This window comes from Ruegeria sp. BG3, from assembly GCF_056538485.1.
Map to the genome: position 1 here is coordinate 189,894 of NZ_JBQFTE010000012.1, position 16,744 is coordinate 206,637.

Annotated in this window: 16 protein-coding genes; 9 read left to right on the forward strand and 7 right to left on the reverse strand. The window is 61.2% G+C overall.

Annotation, left to right across the window (positions count from 1 at the left end; all coding sequences use genetic code 11):
- Positions 1-32 precede the first annotated feature (32 nt).
- Genes ACR0AI_RS19155 through tmpA form a run of 3 tightly spaced genes read right to left on the reverse strand, consistent with a single transcriptional unit; the run spans position 33 to position 2,421 of the window.
- Entirely contained in the window at positions 33-701 is a 669-nt protein-coding gene (locus ACR0AI_RS19155; RefSeq protein ID WP_480676405.1) for an ureidoglycolate lyase, read from the reverse strand.
- Positions 698-1,288, reverse strand: a complete 591-nt coding sequence (gene tmpB, locus ACR0AI_RS19160) for a (R)-1-hydroxy-2-trimethylaminoethylphosphonate oxygenase (RefSeq protein ID WP_480676407.1) — start codon at positions 1,286-1,288, stop codon at positions 698-700. Before tmpB ends, ACR0AI_RS19155 begins: the two co-directional genes overlap by 4 nt.
- Positions 1,285-2,421 carry a 2-trimethylaminoethylphosphonate dioxygenase gene (gene tmpA, locus ACR0AI_RS19165; RefSeq protein WP_480676409.1) on the reverse strand — a complete coding sequence of 379 codons (1,137 nt, stop codon included), beginning with the start codon at positions 2,419-2,421 and terminating at the stop codon, positions 1,285-1,287. Before tmpA ends, tmpB begins: the two co-directional genes overlap by 4 nt.
- A gap of 100 nt (positions 2,422-2,521) precedes the next feature.
- Here tmpA and ACR0AI_RS19170 point away from each other — a divergent pair, with 100 nt between their 5' ends.
- Positions 2,522-3,376: a LysR family transcriptional regulator gene (locus tag ACR0AI_RS19170; RefSeq protein WP_170555476.1), complete on the forward strand. Its 855-nt coding sequence runs from the start codon at positions 2,522-2,524 to the stop codon at positions 3,374-3,376.
- A 4-nt stretch (positions 3,377-3,380) separates the two neighbouring features.
- Here ACR0AI_RS19170 and ACR0AI_RS19175 read toward each other — a convergent pair whose 3' ends face one another.
- Positions 3,381-3,563, reverse strand: coding sequence for a DUF1674 domain-containing protein (locus ACR0AI_RS19175; protein WP_480676411.1), 183 nt, complete (start codon positions 3,561-3,563; stop codon positions 3,381-3,383).
- A 90-nt stretch (positions 3,564-3,653) separates the two neighbouring features.
- Between ACR0AI_RS19175 and ACR0AI_RS19180 the strand changes: the two genes are divergently transcribed.
- From ACR0AI_RS19180 to ACR0AI_RS19215, 8 genes are all read left to right on the forward strand, one after another.
- Positions 3,654-4,910: an RsmB/NOP family class I SAM-dependent RNA methyltransferase gene (locus ACR0AI_RS19180; RefSeq protein WP_480676413.1), complete on the forward strand. Its 1,257-nt coding sequence runs from the start codon at positions 3,654-3,656 to the stop codon at positions 4,908-4,910.
- A 90-nt stretch (positions 4,911-5,000) separates the two neighbouring features.
- Positions 5,001-6,740, forward strand: a complete 1,740-nt coding sequence (locus ACR0AI_RS19185; protein ID WP_480676415.1) for a heparinase II/III family protein — start codon at positions 5,001-5,003, stop codon at positions 6,738-6,740.
- A gap of 22 nt (positions 6,741-6,762) precedes the next feature.
- Complete coding sequence (purH, locus tag ACR0AI_RS19190; protein WP_480676417.1) at positions 6,763-8,352, forward strand: bifunctional phosphoribosylaminoimidazolecarboxamide formyltransferase/IMP cyclohydrolase; 1,590 nt, start codon at positions 6,763-6,765, stop codon at positions 8,350-8,352.
- Positions 8,352-8,822, forward strand: coding sequence for a signal peptidase II (gene lspA, locus ACR0AI_RS19195; RefSeq protein ID WP_480676419.1), 471 nt, complete (start codon positions 8,352-8,354; stop codon positions 8,820-8,822). The genes purH and lspA overlap by 1 nt, the downstream gene beginning before the upstream one ends.
- Before the next feature lie 50 nt (positions 8,823-8,872).
- Positions 8,873-9,388, forward strand: coding sequence for a DUF3035 domain-containing protein (locus ACR0AI_RS19200; RefSeq protein WP_480676421.1), 516 nt, complete (start codon positions 8,873-8,875; stop codon positions 9,386-9,388).
- A gap of 82 nt (positions 9,389-9,470) precedes the next feature.
- Complete coding sequence (locus ACR0AI_RS19205) at positions 9,471-10,811, forward strand: M16 family metallopeptidase (protein WP_480676423.1); 1,341 nt, start codon at positions 9,471-9,473, stop codon at positions 10,809-10,811.
- Positions 10,808-12,112, forward strand: coding sequence for a M16 family metallopeptidase (locus ACR0AI_RS19210; protein WP_480676425.1), 1,305 nt, complete (start codon positions 10,808-10,810; stop codon positions 12,110-12,112). Before ACR0AI_RS19205 ends, ACR0AI_RS19210 begins: the two co-directional genes overlap by 4 nt.
- Positions 12,113-12,323: 211 nt before the next feature.
- Entirely contained in the window at positions 12,324-12,488 is a 165-nt protein-coding gene (locus tag ACR0AI_RS19215) for a hypothetical protein (protein ID WP_170482165.1), read from the forward strand.
- A 45-nt stretch (positions 12,489-12,533) separates the two neighbouring features.
- On the opposite strand, the gene ACR0AI_RS19220 is transcribed toward ACR0AI_RS19215, so the two are convergent.
- Genes ACR0AI_RS19220 through deoC form a run of 3 tightly spaced genes read right to left on the reverse strand, consistent with a single transcriptional unit; the run spans position 12,534 to position 16,718 of the window.
- A complete protein-coding gene (locus tag ACR0AI_RS19220; RefSeq protein WP_480676427.1) occupies positions 12,534-13,349 on the reverse strand; it encodes an SDR family oxidoreductase in 816 nt (271 codons plus the stop codon).
- A 25-nt stretch (positions 13,350-13,374) separates the two neighbouring features.
- Entirely contained in the window at positions 13,375-15,708 is a 2,334-nt protein-coding gene (locus tag ACR0AI_RS19225) for an aldehyde dehydrogenase family protein (RefSeq protein ID WP_480676429.1), read from the reverse strand.
- 11 nt (positions 15,709-15,719) lie between these two features.
- Positions 15,720-16,718 (reverse strand): deoxyribose-phosphate aldolase, encoded by a 999-nt coding sequence (deoC, locus tag ACR0AI_RS19230; protein WP_170379313.1) that lies wholly within the window; start codon positions 16,716-16,718, stop codon positions 15,720-15,722.
- Positions 16,719-16,744 lie beyond the last annotated feature (26 nt).

The following is a 16,744-nucleotide window of genomic DNA, read 5'->3' on the forward strand; positions in this document are numbered from 1 at the left end:
GATTCTGAAAACGCACCGTCATGACCGCGCGTTTACAGGTCTTTGATCTTGTCCGCGCGCAACGGGCAAGCAAGATAGACGCCGAATTCTTTGCCGATATCTGCGCTGACGCGGGCGTGAACCGCGCCTTGCCGGTCGAGAAAGCGCTGGTTGTCTTCGACCGGGAAAATCCCCTCGTGCCAAATGCCGGGATGGATATAGAGGCCGCGTGAGCCATCGCACCAAAAGGCCACCACCTTTTCCGGTGTCAGATTGTCGCCCGGTAGGGCGACGGGGACAATAAAGGGCTTGTTGTCCAGCGGCCAGAACATCTGTCCACCGTCTGGGTGGTAGTTCATGTGCCACAAAAGGACTTGATCGCGCGGAGCGCTCTGCCGCTCGTCCTGTGCCTGCTGAGGATCAGTTGACCAACCCAGAACGTAGTGGCCGCCCACGGCTTCGTTTCGGCCATAGAGGACATCGCCTTTCCACTGCCCATGGAACGTGCCTTCGACCCAGCCGCCTTCATCGCCGGTGCCTTCATCGATGGGCCGCCAGCCTTGCTGCGGCCAGCGAGTGATCTCGATCTCGAACCCTTCGGGGTCATCGACCAGACAGCCATAGCCTTTGACCGATGCGTCCGTGGCGCGGATCAGGGGAACCTCGTGCCACGGCAGCGAGGGTTTGGTGCTGGCTTCAAAAATATACTCCGGGGCGTTCATGGCGTACCCATATGCTTGTCGACCATACGCTGCACCATCGGGGCGAAATGTGCAAAGTCAGGGGTCTCCATATCCGCGCGCTTTCCGGCCTCATCGAGATATCGCACCTGAATGATCTCTTTCAGGTTCGGGTTGGCTTCGAACGCGTTCACTTCTTCGGAACTCATCGGGCCGCCTTGCAGTTCCAGCGTGTGGACCGAGGCGGCGGACAGCCGGTTGAAATACTCCGGCTTTGTGGCGCAGAGATACCTCTTGGCCGCCACGTGGTAGCGGCAGCAATCGGTGATGACCGACGGAAAGAACTGCTCCAGCACTTCGGCGCCTGCATCTTCGTGATGGCGGTCCTCGGTGTCATCTGGGTGATAGGTTCCGAATTCCGAGGTGAAGTGGCCGATGTCATGCAGCAGGGCACCCACGATGATCTCTTCGGGCATGCCGTTCTGTTCGGCGATGGTGGCCCCTTGCAGCATGTGCTCGGCCATGGTCACGGGCTCGCCCAGATATTCCTCGCCACCGCGGCGGTCGAAGATATCGCCGATGAAGGCCACGATATTGTCGCGGTTCAGGGTCGTGAAATCGGGTTTCATTCCGCCGCCTCCGGCTGTGCCATGTCCATAGCGGCCAGAGTGGACAGCAACCCGTCCTTGTCGGCGTAGCAGCCTTGCAGCCACCGCGACCCTGCGCCCGAATAGCCAAGTCGCGCATGCAGCACGCGGGTGTTGTCGACGATGAAGCTCTCGCCCGGTTCAAGCTTGAACGACACGCCCATCGAAGGGTCGTCGATGATATCCCCCAGCTGGCGGTAGGCGGCGTAATAGGCCTCCATCTTGTCGAAGGGCACATCCACAAAGGGCGCGGAGGAGCGGTTGTTGAACCGGATGCCGATGATTTCGCCATCCGGAGACAGCTCGATCATCGGGCGGCGTGAGCGCAGGCAAACCCCGTCCGAGCCTTTGTATTCGAACCGCGCTGGATAGCCTGCCAGCAAGGCAAAGCCTTCGGGGTTCTGGTCGCGCAGTTTTTCGGCGGCGCGGAACCCGTCAAGCACGATCGAGTCGCCGCCCTCGGCGCTGTTTTCAAGGCAGTATAGGATTTGTAGCGTCGGCACCGGATCGCGGTAGGGATTGTCGGTGTGGGCCTGCAATCCCAGCCCGGTAAAGGCGAGGTTGGTCGGGTTCACCTCAGTCCGGACCTCGAAATAGGGGCCGTAATTGGTCTCACGCACATAGCCGAAAAGGTTGGCCACCATCAGCAGCGACTCGGGCTCGGTCGGGCCACTGGTCAGTTTGGCAAAACCGTATTCGGCCACAGCCGCCAGCCAATTGCGTTTGGCGCTGGGGTCGGCGTGAACCGCATTCCAGTCGCCGCTGGGGGCTGCGATGTCGCTTTCCCATGTGGTGATGCCGGGGGCGATGCGCCCGAACGGGGCGCTTTGATCGCGATCGTAAACATGATCGGCCAGCCATTCGGCGGGGAAGGTGACGGTTTTACCCTCTGGCTGGAAGGTGACGCTCAGATCGCCGTCGATCACCTCGGCCGCGCTGACTGAGGTGTTTTCGGGGATGTCGCCAATGCTGATCAGGCGCTGCCCGTTGCCTGGCGCGCGCGTGTCCGGGTCAAGCGCGTTGTCGCGCAACCAGATGGCATGAAATCGGGCCGAGGTTCCGTTGGTGAATTCAACAGTCACAACCGAAGGGTCAAAGGTAGCGGTGCGCAGCATGGGGTCTCTCCTGTTCAGCGCGGGCTTTGCTTGAAAGGGATACGCTCCTCGTGCCATTACCACAATTAATGCTTATTTTGTCTGAGGGTTGGTTTTTCTTATGGCTAAGGAAAAGATCGGGTTGCCGCCTCTGGACTGGCTGCGGGTGTTCGAGGCGGCTGGTCGACTGGGCGGTTTCTCGGCCGCTGCGCGTGAGTTCGGTTTGACACAGGCCGCAGTCAGCCAGCGGATCGGCAACCTTGAGGCATGGCTCGGGCGCACTCTTTTTGTGCGTGAGGCGCGGGGCGTGTCGCTGACCATCGAAGGCGAAAGCTATCTGCCGCTGGTGCAAGACAGCCTGCAAGCGCTGGAGCGCAACACCGAAGACCTGTTCGGAAAATCCCCGCGAGAGCTGAGGGTCGCGGGGCTTTCTTCCCATATCCATGCGCTGGTTCTGCCGGCCTTGCCAGCCTTTCTGACCATGCGGCCCAAGGTGCGGGTGATGACGGATTCGGTGACACGTAGAACGTCGTTGGAGGAAGAGCGGACATGGCTGCAAATCCGCTACGGTCGCGGTGTCTGGCCAGGGCGCAAGGCCAAGCTGATCGCGCCGGAGGTACTGGCCCCGATGGCTGCGCCAGATGTGTCGTGGGGCGCGCCGGTGATTGATCTACGGGGCGAGCGGCCCGGCTGGCAGGACTGGGCGCAGGGTGCAGGGATCAAGGACCTGCCACTGGGCCGGATCAGCTTTGATTCCGTCGGGCATGCTATGAAGGCCGCGCGTCAGGGATTGGGGGTTGTTTTGGGCTCGGTGCCCCTCGCTGCTGAAAGCTTGCAGTCGGAGCGTTTGCGCAGGCTCGACCTGCCAGAGCTGAAGACCAAGGATGGTTATTGGCTGACATGGCCCGAGGATCGTGCCAAATCGAAAAAGCAGCGCGCGCTGTTGGATGATTTCCTGCAAGCGCTGCGGGGGTAACCCATCAGAAGTCGATGGCGATGCCCTTTTTCTCCCAATCGCCGTAGCGCGCCGGGTCTGGTCCATCACGCCCGCCCAGCTCTTTCGGCATGTCTTTTGCATCGTCTTGGGCCTTGCGGCGACGCTCGGCGGCCTCGGCCAGTGCGCGCTGGGCTGCGGGCGGTAGATCTTTGGTATCGTCACTCATGACATCGGGTTCCTTTCCGGTCACGGTCTTGATATACGCCACCGTCCGCCAAAGGCAATGCGGACCACAAGCACATCAAAAGGCGGTTCCATGTCCGACAATGCAACGGCGGCGCGACGCAGCGCGATCTATCTGCTGGATCAGATTTTGGGCGAAGGGCGGCTTTTGTCCGAGTGCCTGGCCGCAGGCGCGCTGGACCGGTTGGCCCCGGAAGACCGGGCGCGGGCGCAACGCCTGACGCTGGAAACCCTGCGCGGGCTCGAGCGAGCGGACCGGCTGCTCGACAATCACCTCAACCGTACCCCCGCGCTGACCGTCCACAATGCGTTGCGTCTGGGCGCGCTCGAGCTGTGCCATGGCGAGGCCGCGCATGGTGTGGTGAATTCCATGGTCGAGATTGTTGCCCGCTCACGCAAGCATGGGCGTCTCAAGGGATTGGTGAATGCGGTGCTGCGCAAGGTGGCCGCCGAAGGACCAGACGCTTGGCCCAAGATGCGCGTGCCGCGTCTGCCGGACTGGCTGCGTGATCCGCTGGTCATGGCCTGGGGGGCAGAGGCCGTTGCTGGTATGGAGCAGGCGCATTTCGCAGCCGCCCCACTGGATCTGACGGCCAAACCGGGGGCGGATGCGCCGGGAATAGCTCTGCCGACTGGGTCAATGCGGGTGCAGGATGCGGGGCAGGTTTCGGCCTTGCCGGGCTACAACGCGGGCGATTGGTGGGTGCAGGATGCAGCGGCGGCGATGCCGGTGCGCGTGTTGGCCCCAAAGGTCGGTGAGAAAATCCTCGATCTTTGCGCGGCACCGGGGGGCAAAACGCTGCAACTGGCCGCTGCTGGCGCCGAGGTGACGGCACTGGATATATCGGAGCAGCGGTTGGAGCGGGTGCGCGAAAACCTCACGCGCACCGGGTTGAAGGCAACTGTTATTGCGGGTGACGCGCTGGACCATCAGGGTCAGTATGATGCGATCCTGCTGGATGCGCCCTGTTCTGCAACCGGTACGATCCGCCGCCACCCCGATCTGCCCTTTGCCAAAGATGGCTCGGAATTCGGCGGTCTGATCGAGCTGCAGACGCAGATGCTGGCCCATGCCTGGAGCCTGCTCAAGCCGGGCGGGCGGCTGGTCTATTGCACCTGCTCGTTGCTGCCTGACGAGGGCGAGGTGCAGGTTGAAGAGGCGCTGGACATGTACCCGGACATGTCCGTGGATCGCGACGCGCTGACCCTCGATGGGGTCGAGCCGGAGTGGATCACCGAGGAAGGCGGCCTGCGCCTGCGGCCCGATTATTGGCCGGATCGCGGCGGGATGGATGGATTCTACATCGCCTGCCTGAACAAATCCGCCTGAGCGCATGCTTTTCGATGACTTGACGATCGGCGCGGTCTATCGTTGGGTCTCAAGCGCCAGCAGAGCGCAAGAGGCAGAGTAACGAGCGTCATGTCAGATACGGACACCATGACCAGCCGGTGGATGCGGTTCCAGAACCGTCTCTATGCGCGCCTGAGCCAACGGCAAAAGGCGGTCACGGGGTTTGTCACGCAGCCCGAACCGCGCACCGTCGGGTCTTTTGCCCGTGGTCGCCAGTTGGTGGCGGGCAATCTGCTGTTCTCCGGATATCTCGTCGAGGCACAGGATACTGGCCTGTGGGAGGTCACGGCCCCCAGTCTGGGCTTTGACGATGAGAGGCACGGCTTTGCTTGGCTCGATGATCTGGCGGCTGTCGGCGATATGCGGGCGCGAGACAAGGCGCAGCGCTGGGTCTGGGGCTGGATCGAGGCGCATGGGCGCGGGCAGGGACCCGGGTGGGTGCCGGATCTGACCGGACGGCGCGTCATGCGTTGGATAAACCATGCGTCCTTCTTGCTGCGCGGCGCAGATGAGGCGCAGACTAAACTGTTTTTCCGGTCTCTCGCGCAACAAACATGGTTTCTGTCCAAACGCGCCCATGCTGCAACGCCGGGATTGCCGAGGTTTGAGGCACTGGCTGGTCTGGTTCAGGCCGGATTGGCACTTCAAGGGTTGGAGCGGATGGCCGATCCCGCCCTGCGTGCGTTGGCGCGCGAATGCGAACGGCAGGTCGACAAACAGGGCGGCATCCCGACGCGCAACCCCGAAGAACTGCTTGAGGTGTTTACGCTACTCGGCTGGACCTCCGCCGCCCTCAGCGATCTTGGGCGCGGCACACCGGTGGCGCAGGCCGCAGCGATCAAGCGGATTGCGCCCACACTGCGCAGTTTGCGCCATGCGGATGGCGCTCTGGCCCGGTTCCATGGCGGCGGACGCGGGATCGAAGGCCGGTTGGAACAAGCGCTGGCTCAAAGCGGGGTCAAGCACAAGGCGGCGACGGAATTGCCCATGGGTTTTGCCCGGCTCTCTGCCGCCCGCACGACTGTGATTGTGGATGCCAGCCCTCCGCCTGTGGGCGCGGCCTCGTTGAACGCGCATGCCTCGACCACGGCGTTCGAGCTGACCTCGGGCCGGCGTCCGCTGATCGTGAATTGCGGCTCCGGGGCCAGTTTTGGACTGGATTGGCGTCGGGCGGGACGGGCCACGCCATCTCATTCCACGCTCTGTCTGGATGGATATTCCAGCGCGCGTCTCGCCAAACCTGTGACGGGTAGCGAGCGACAGGCGTTGGTGGATGCGCCGCAAGACGTCCCCGTGGATTTCGAGGACGCGTTCGAGGGCATCCGCTTCATGGTCGGCAATGATGGCTATACCAAGGTTTTCGGCCTGACCCACGCGCGTACATTCGAGCTGCGCTTTGACGGGCGTGAGCTGACGGGCGAGGATATCCTGCTGACCACAAGCGACAAATCCAAGCGGCAGTTTGACAAGGCGATGGATGCCTCGGGCCTTTCAGGTGTCGGGTTTGATATCCGGTTTCATCTGCACCCGGATGTGGATGCGGCCGTGGATTTGGGCGGCTCGGCGGTGTCGATGGCCCTCAAAAGCGGTGAGATCTGGGTTTTCCGCCATGATGGCGTGGGAAAATTATCCGTCGAGCCAAGCGTTTACCTTGAAAAAGGGCGTTTAAAGCCGCGCGCGACAAAACAGATCGTTCTATCTGGCCGCGCAATGGAGTATGCGACGCGCATCCAGTGGACGTTGAGCAAGGCGCAGGATACAGCCTATGCCGTGCGCGACATGCACCGGGACGAACCCGAATTCGACTGACGCCAAAAGGACCTTTGGACCCATGACCGACTTTCACCCCGTGCGCCGCGCGTTGCTTTCCGTTTCCGACAAGACAGGTCTGATCGAACTGGGAAAGGCGCTGGCCGAGCGCGGGGTTGAGTTGCTGTCCACTGGTGGAACCGCCAAGGCGCTGCGCGATGCAGGGCTTGAGGTTCGGGACGTGAGCGAGATCACCGGCTTCCCCGAGATGATGGATGGTCGGGTCAAGACCTTGCACCCGATGGTGCATGGCGGCCTTCTCGCGCTGCGCGACAATGACAGCCACGTCGCGGCGATGGAAGAACACGGCATTGGTGCGATCGACCTGCTGGTCGTGAACCTCTACCCATTCGAGGCGACCGTGGCCAAAGGGGCCGACTATGACACCTGCATCGAGAATATTGATATCGGCGGTCCTGCGATGATCCGCGCGGCGTCCAAGAACCACGCCTTTGTGAACGTGGTTGTGGATGTCGAAGATTATTCATCGCTGCTGGACCAGTTGGAAGAGAACTATGGCAAGACGTCCTATGGCTTCCGCCAATGGCTGGCTCAAAAGGCCTATGCCCGCACAGCGGCCTATGACACAGCTGTTTCGAACTGGATGGCTGATGCCCTTCAGTTGGAGGCCCCCAAGCGCCGTGCCTTTGCCGGTGAGCTGAAACAGACCCTACGCTATGGCGAGAACAGCCACCAGCAGGCGGCGTTTTATACCGATGGCACCAACCGACCCGGCGTGGCGACCGCTCTGCAGCATCAGGGCAAGGAACTGAGCTACAACAACATTAACGACACTGACGCGGCCTTTGAGTTGGTGGCGGAATTTGATCCGGCACAAGGTGCGGCTTGCGCGATTATCAAACACGCCAACCCCTGCGGTGTCGCGACCGGCGCGACCTTGCTGGACGCGTATAAATCGGCCTTCGATTGCGACCGGACCTCGGCCTTTGGCGGGATTGTTGCGTTGAACCAGCCTCTGGACGTGGAGACAGCGCAGGAGATCACCGGCATCTTCACCGAGGTCGTCATCGCCCCCGGCGCCTCGGATGAGGCCAAGGAGATCTTTGCCGCCAAGAAAAACCTGCGCCTATTGACGACCGAGGGTCTGCCGGACGTAACCGCCGGTGGGAAAACCGTGCGTCAGGTGGCCGGTGGCCTTCTGGTCCAAGACAAGGACAATGGCTTTGTCGGCATGGATGACCTGAGAGTGGTCACCAAGAAGGCGCCGACCGACGAACAGATGCGAGACCTACTGTTTGCTTGGAAAGTCGCCAAACACGTCAAATCCAACGCTATCGTCTACGTCAAGGACGGCGCGACCGTCGGGGTTGGCGCAGGCCAGATGAGCCGCGTCGACTCGGCGCTGATTGCGGCCAAGAAAGCCGAACGCATGGCTGATGTGCTGGGACTGCCACAGCCGCTGACCATCGGCTCAGCCGTGGCCTCGGATGCATTCTTCCCGTTCCCTGACGGACTGATGGAGGCCGCTGAGGCGGGTGCCACCTGCGTGATCCAACCCGGCGGCTCAATGCGCGACGACGAAGTGATCGCTGCGGCGGACGAGGCCGGTCTGGCCATGGTCTTCACCGGCATGCGCCACTTCCGCCACTGATGCGCAGCCGTCTTCTGCTCTGGGCCGTACTCACGGCGTTTCTGATCGACCAGATCAGCAAGTATCTGGTCGTTCACGTGATGCGCGTGGCTGAGGGCAATATCGACGTTCTGCCGCCGCTGCTGGTTTTCAAATATGGTGAGAACCGCGGTATCAACTTTGGCCTGTTCCAAGGGAATTCCGACGCCGCGCGGTGGGTTCTGATTGGTATCTCGGTTGCCGTCTGTATCGCGGTTGCGATCTGGCTATGGCGGTCGGCGCCGACCAAGGTGATGCTGTTGAGTGGCGGGCTGCTGATCGGTGGCGCGCTGGGCAATGTGGTTGATCGGGTGCTGTATGGCTATGTTCTGGATTTCCTGAACATGTCCTGTTGTGGCATCAACAATCCCTTCGTGTTCAATCTGGCCGATGTGTTTATCTTTGCCGGTGCCATCGGACTTGTATTGTTCGACAATAAAAAGGCCTCGTGACGCGCCCGACGAGATGCGTTAAAAGCACCTGAAACAGGTTGGAGACTCTGATGCGGTTGTCGCGCGCCCTACTTGCCATGATCCTTGGTGCAGCCGTTGCGGGCTGCAACAACCCCGGCCTGCGCGATCTTGACCCTCCGGGGGAAGGGCCGGATGAGTTCTCCGTGCTGCCGGTTAAACCCCTGACCCAGCCGAAGGACTATGCGTTTCTGCCGGCCCCCACACCGGGCGGTGGCAACCTGACGGATCCGAACCCGAACGCAGACGCCGTAGTGGCCCTTGGGGGCAACGCGTCGGCGCTGAACCCGAATGCGGCGATCCCGTCGTCGGATACCGCACTTGTAACTGCCTCAAGCCGTTATGGCGTGCCGGCAAACGCGCGCGCCGTGGTCGAGGCAGATGATGAAGCCTTCCGCAAGCGCCGTGGTCGTTGGACCGGTCTGCGCCTGTTCCCGGTCGATCGCTACCAGCAGGTTTACGAGCGTCAGTCGATCGATCCCTTTGTCGAAACCGATGCAGCCCGTCGCATTGGGGTAGAGACACCGTCTTCACCTCCGAATGAATAATTCTTTAACTTTCTGTCATCTCCCTTGATCCCGCCGGGCTCCACCGTAGTTTGAGTTCTAGAAACGAAACGGAGGATGCCCCATGGTTCGGGCTTTGGCACTATCTGCCGCCCTGATGGCAGCCACCCCGGTCCTGGCCGAGGACGGGAAAGAGGCGGTCACAACCTTCACTTTGGACAACGGCATGGATGTCGTTGTGGTCGAGGATCACCGCGCACCGGTCGTGCAGCACATGGTTTGGTATCGCGCCGGATCGGCAGATGAGCCGATCGGGTCGTCCGGCGTGGCGCATTTCCTCGAACATCTGCTGTTCAAGGGCACCGATACTTTGGCACCTGGCGAGTTCTCGGCCACGGTTGCGGCCAATGGAGGCAATGACAACGCCTTTACCTCGTATGACTACACGGCCTATTTCCAGCGAGTCGCAGCCGACCGGCTGGAGCTGATGATGCAGATGGAATCGGACCGGATGCGGAATATTCGCCTGTCCGAAGACGATATTGCCACCGAACGCGACGTGATTCTGGAAGAGCGAAACCAGCGCACTGACAACAACCCGCGCGCGCTGTTTGGCGAGCAGATGAATGCTGCGCAGTACCTCAACCATCGCTATGGCGTCCCGATCATAGGCTGGCGGCATGAGATGGAGACGCTGGACATGGAGGACGCGCTGTCCTTCTACCAGACCCACTATGCCCCCAATAACGCCATCCTTGTCGTGACCGGAGATGTCGACCCGGACGAGGTGCGTAGTCTTGCGGATCAGTATTACGGTGTAATCCCGGCCAACCCGGACCTGCCGGAACGCATCCGCTCGCAGGAGCCTCCGCAAACCGCGGAACGTCGCCTGACCTACAAAGACCCACGCGTGTCGCAGCCCTATGTGCAGCGCAGCTATCTGGCCCCGGAACGCGATCCGGGTGAGCAGGAGAAAGCGGCAGCCCTGTTTCTTTTGGCCGAACTGCTTGGGGGTGGCACGACCTCATATCTGAACGAGAAACTGCAATTTGAAGATCAGGTCGTTACCTATGCAGGCGCGTTCTACCGGGGGGTCTCGCTGGATGACACCACCTTTGACCTGTTGGTTGTTCCGGCCGAAGGTGTCTCGCTGCAAGAGGCCGAGGATGCAATGGATCGGGTCGTGGCTGATTTCATCGCCGAGGGGGTGAACGAAGAAGATCTTGACCGGATCAAGATGCAGCTACGCGCCTCGCAGACCTATGCGCGAGACAATGTGGACGGCATCGGCAACCGCTATGGTCGCGCCCTGACCAGCGGATTGACGGTTGAGGATGTGCAGGCGTGGCCCGACGTCCTGCAAGCCGTAACCGGGGATGAGATCATCGCCGCCGCCCGTGAGGTTCTGCAACTGGAAAGCTCGGTCACCGGCTGGCTGATGAAGGATGATGAGGTGACCCAATGAAACGCATCTTCGCAACCCTGATCGCCTTTGTCATCGCGCTGCCCGCATGGGCAGAGATCGAGATTGAGGAGGTCACCTCGCCCGGTGGCATCACCGCATGGTTGGTCGAGGATCACTCGATCCCCTTCGCAGCGCTCGAGCTGCGCTTTCGCGGCGGTACGTCGCTTGATGACCCGGGCAAGCGCGGTTCGGTTTATCTGATGAGCGGCCTGATTGAAGAGGGTGCGGGTGACATGGATGCCCGCACTTATGCGCGCGAGCTGGAGTCGCTGGCCGCCTCATTCACCTATAATGCTGGGGACGACTCGGTTTCGATCTCGGCCCGTTTCCTGACCGAAAACCGGGACGAGGTTATTGATCTGCTACGCACAACCCTGCTTGAGCCGCGCTTTGACGAAGACGCGGTGGAACGTGTGAAGGCGCAGATTCTGTCCGGCCTGCGCTCGGACCTGACCGATCCGAACGATATCGCCGGTCGCAGCTTTGCCGCTATGGCCTATGGCGATCATCCCTACGGGTCCGAGGGCAAAGGCACACTTGAAACCGTGGCAGCCTTGACGCGCGACGATGTCGTCACCGCTTATGAGAGCGTATTTGCTAAGGATCGCCTCTACGTTGGCGCTGTCGGCGACATTACCGCCGAAGAGCTGGGCGTACTTCTGGATACCTTGCTGCTGGACCTGCCCGAGACTGGCAAACCGATCCCGGAAAAAGCCGAGGTTCAGATTGAGGGTGGCGTAAGCGTGGTCGAATTCGACACGCCACAATCCGTGGCGCTGTTCTCGCAGAAAGGGATCGACCGGGATGATCCCGATTTCTTCGCGGCCTTTGTTCTGAATCATATCCTTGGCGGCGGCGGTTTCGAAAGTCGCCTGATGCAAGAGGTGCGCGAAAAGCGCGGCCTGACCTACGGCGTCTATTCCTATCTTGCGCCCAAGGACCTTGCCTCGGTCTATCTGGGTTCGGTTTCGTCCTCCAACGATCGCATCGCCGAAGCCGTCGAGGTGATCCGCGACGAATGGGCCCGAGCAGCGTCCGAGGGTGTAACCCAGAAGGAGCTGGACGACGCCAAGACCTACCTGACAGGTGCCTATCCGTTGCGGTTTGATGGCAATGGACGGATTGCCGGGATCATGGTCGGGATGCAGATGCAGGGTCTGCCGATCGACTATATCGCGACGCGCAACGACAAGGTGAACGCGGTGACGCTGGATGAGATCAACCGCGTGGCGTCCGAACTGCTGGACCCAGAGGGCCTGCACTTCACCATTGTCGGAAAACCCGAAGGGGTGGACGGCTGACGCCGTCCCCCTGCGCTTGCAGGGCGGGATACCTATCGCTAGCGAGCAAAGCGCCGCTTACCGGATCGGCGACTCTCCGCCTTAACTTACCGTTAACGCGTCTTGGCCATACTTTAGCCAGAAATGTCGAGAATTCTGTGATAATCGGAATATGAGATGAGATTCCCTTTGTCCTCATCTCTTGTCACAGCTTGGGATGGATAGTGACGCTATGATAGTTGCGATTATGGGATTGGGCACAGTTGCAGGGTTGCTGACCTTTGCGGCAGCTTTGATTCTAGGCCAATCCCTGCTCAGCGCCTTTGCACTTTACGTGGTGGCCGGCGTTCTGACCTCGCTGCTGGTCGCCGCAGGGATCTATTTCAGAAGCTCTTGAGCTAGCTGTACCCGAAACAAAGCCCTACGGCTGAACATTCAGCCTTCAAGCTTTAGCCTTTTTCGCCGCACGCAGCATCTGTCCCATCATCTGCCCAAACTTGCCCGAGCCGCGCTGATACAAGGCTCCATCAACCGCCATGACTGTGCCGCTGATATAGCTGGCCATATCAGAGCTGAGGAACAGGCAGGCATTGGCCACGTCCTTCGGTTGTCCCCAACGGCCCAATGGAACGTCCTTGCGCAGCGCTTCGCCAGCATCAGGTGTTGGCGCAAGGCGTTTCGCCCCTTCGGTGCCCTCGATGAAACCAGGCACGACCGAGTTCACGCGGATGCCTTCGACGCCCCATTCCATGGACAGGGTTCGGGTGATCTGATCAACGCCCGCCTTTGCCGCGCAGACATGAGCCTGCCCTTCGTACGGCAGATAGGATTGCGGGGCTGAGATGTTGATGATGCTGCCACCGGGCCGTTTGAGGTAAGGGTAGGCCCCTTTCAGAACATGAACGGTGCCCATCAGATCGATGTCGACTACGGTCTTGAACGCATTGACCGACATCTCGGACATCAGCGCCGGGAAATTCCCCGCCGCTCCTGACACCAGCACGTCGAAATCGCCAAACGCATCATGGAACTGTTTCAACCCCGCCGACACGGCGTCCGGATCGCGCACGTCAAACGCCGCACCGATGGCCTCTGCCGCGCCTGCCGTTTTCAGCGCAGCGACCGTGTCATCCACTTTCTCTTGTGAGCGGCTGGCAACCGCCAACCTCGCGCCCGAGGCCGAGAAGGCCTCGGCAATCCCCCGGTTAATACCGCTGGTGCCGCCAATGACGATGACGGTTTTGTTCGCAAAGTCCATGTGGGCCTCCCGTGATGCGGGAGCCCTACTCGCCGTAGGGCACCCAGATGTTTTTCACTTCGGTCGCAGCCTGCAGGAAGCGGCGCGAATGGTCCATGCTCCAGTCAAATGCCGTCGCGTTATTGACCCAGGTTCGTTTTAGGTTCCCGGCAGAGACGACTTCGATCTCTTTCGACAGATCTGTCGAAGAGAACGACCAGACCGCGTCCACGTTCAGATGCGAGGCCAGCGGTTTCGCCAATTCCGCATGGCTGCCGGTCAGGATATTGACCACACCCGCGGGCACGTCCGAGGTCTCGAGGATCTGATAGAAATCCGTCGCCGCCAACGGATACGGCTCTGATGCCGCCAATGCCACTCGGTTCCCCATCGCAATCGCAGGCGCCATGGCCGAGACCAGCCCCAGCAGAGGGGCCTCATCCGCGCAGAGTGCGCCGATCACGCCGACGGGTTCTTTCATGGCGATTGCCACGCCCCGGATCGGAACGCCATGCACCTGACCGTCATATTTGTCGGCCCAGGCGGCTGCGGTGAACAGACGCTGGATCGAGGCCTCGACCTCTTTCGCGCCGTCTTTCTTGCCGGTCATGGCGTCGATACGGGCAGCGAATTCACCCGCGCGGGCCGAGAGGTTCTCGCCGATATAGTAAAGGATTTGCGCCCGTAGATGGCCGGTTGTCTTGGACCAGGCTTTCGCGCCTGCTGCGGCCTCAACCGCGTTGCGGACGTCCTTGCGGTTGGCCAAACCCACATGTCCCAGCAGGCCGGACTTGCCCCAGACGGGTTTCGAATAGCCTCCGTCGGGCCGCGCCTGCTTGCCACCCACATACATTTTGGCGGTGCGGTCGATCGGGTCGACCGAGGCGCCTTCGCCCGTGGCCGCCTCGACCTTTGTCAGCGGCTTGGCCTTGCCTTTGGGCTTGGTATAGGCGGTCAGCCCCTCCCAACCGCCTTCACGGCCAAATCCGCTTTCGCGAACTCCGCCGAACCCAGCGGCAGCGTCAAACAGGTTGGTGGCGTTGACCCAGACCACGCCCGCAACCAGCTTGGGCGCGATATCCAGCGCGAGGTTTACATTCTCGGTCCAGACCGTCGCGGCCAGGCCGTAGCGGGTGTTGTTCGCCAGTTCGACGGCCTCAGCCGGGGTGCGGAAGGTCGAGGACACCAGAACCGGGCCAAAGATCTCCTCCTGCATCAGCGGGTCCGAGGTCTCGAGCCCCGAGATCAGTGTCGGAGGGTAGTAGCAGCCGTTTTCGGGCAGTTCGCAAGCGGCGTGATGGACATGGCCTGCGGTATTGCTGTCGACCATGGTTTTGATCGTCTGCAGCTGAACCGGGTCTACAACCGCGCCGACGTCGATGCATTTGTCCAGCGGATCACCGATGCGCAAGCCATCCATCCGGGCGCGCAGCTTGTCGTGGAAACGGTCGGCAATGCCCTCCTGCACCAGCAGGCGGGACCCTGCACAGCAAACCTGCCCCTGATTGAACCAGATCGCGTCGACCAGACCTTCGATAGCTGAGTCAATATCGGCGTCGTCGAACACGATATAGGCGGACTTGCCGCCCAGCTCCAATGTCAGTTCCTTACCCGAACCCGCAGTCGCCTCGCGGATACGCCGCCCCACGACGGTCGAGCCGGTAAAAGCGATCTTGTCCACGTCGGCACCCACGATCATCTCACCCACCGCGCCGTCTCCGGTCACGATATTGACGACGCCTTTGGGTAGCCCGGCCTGTGAGCAGATATCAGCGAACAGCAGCGCGGTCAGCGAGGTATATTCGGCCGGTTTCAAAACCACCGTATTCCCCATCGCCAGCGCGGGCGCGATCTTCCAGGCCAGCATCAGCAAAGGGAAGTTCCACGGGATGATCTGTCCACACACGCCCAAGGCCTCAGCATCGGGCAGCTCGCTCTCCATCAATTGCGCCATACCGGCGTGATAGTAGAAGTGGCGTTGCGCCAGAGGGATGTCGATGTCACGCGATTCACGGATCGGCTTGCCGTTATCCATGCTCTCCAGCACGGCGAACAAACGCGCGTGCTTTTGCAACAGCCGCGCAATGGCATAGAGATACCGCGCCCGGCCTGCGCCGCCCAGTTTCTCCCACTTGGGTTGCGCCTTGCGGGCAGCTAAGACTGCCGCGTCCACATCCGCATGCTTGGCCTGGGTCAGCTTGGCCAGAACCTCTCCGGTCGCGGGGTTGCGGCTTTCGAACCCTTTGCCCGGTTTGGTGAAACTCCCGTCGATAAAATGACCGAACGCATCGCCCTGATCGACCAGCCAGGCCAACGCCTCAGCTGCGCTTTCGGGGGCGGGGCCATAGTCCATGGTCTCGAAGATTTCTTTGACTGTCATTGTTCTTTTCCTCAGCCCATGGAGTGACGATAACCGGCGGAATACGCGCCCGTCACATAATGTTCCAACTGCCGTTCGATATCGCCCAGAAGTGACGAGGCGCCAAAGCGGAACAGGTCCGGCTCCAGCCAGCGGTCGCCCAGTTCATCCTTGATCAGCGACAAATAAACCAAGGCATCCTTGGCCTTCGAGATACCACCCGCAGGCTTGTACCCCACACGATACCCGGTGCGGTCATAGTAGTCGCGAATCGCGCGGATCATCACCAGCGATACGGGCAGAGTAGCGTTGACGCTTTCCTTCCCGGTTGAGGTTTTGATGAAATCCGCCCCCGCCATCATGCAGACCAATGAGGCGCGGGCGACGTTGCGCAGGCTGCCCAGCTCTCCGGTCGCCAGAATGGCTTTGACATGGGCATCGCCGCAGGCAGCGCGGAAGGCTTTCATCTCATCATACAAAGCCTGCCAGTCCCCAGACAGCACGTGACGGCGCGAGATGACGATGTCGATCTCTTCCGCTCCGGCTTTCACGCTTTCTTCGATCTCGGCCACGCGCAGGTGGAACGGCGACAGGCCCGCTGGAAACCCGGTAGAGACGGCAGCCACCGGTATCCCAGTGCCCTTCAAAGCGGCAACGGCAGTCTCGATCATGTCGTGATAGACGCAGACGGCCCCGGTCGTGATCGCAGGCATATCCAGCGCTTGCAACGTTGCTGGCGCAACCGGCTGGCGCGCTTTGGCGCACAAACGGCGCACGCGCCCCACCGTGTCGTCACCCGATAGGGTGGTGAGGTCGATCATCGTGACCGCCTTCAGCAGCCACGCGGCCTGATAGTCTTTCTTGACCGACCGCCGACCGGGCAGAGTTGCCGCGCGGCGCTCAATGGCCGAGGTATTGGCCTGAACGGCCCGAACCCAATCCAGATCAAGATTCATTCCGGGATTTCTGGGTTCAGTGACTTGCGGCAGATGCGCGGTGCGCACGGGGCTGTCTGAGCGCTGCGGTTCCATTCTCACATCCTTTGGGAGGTTTGCGT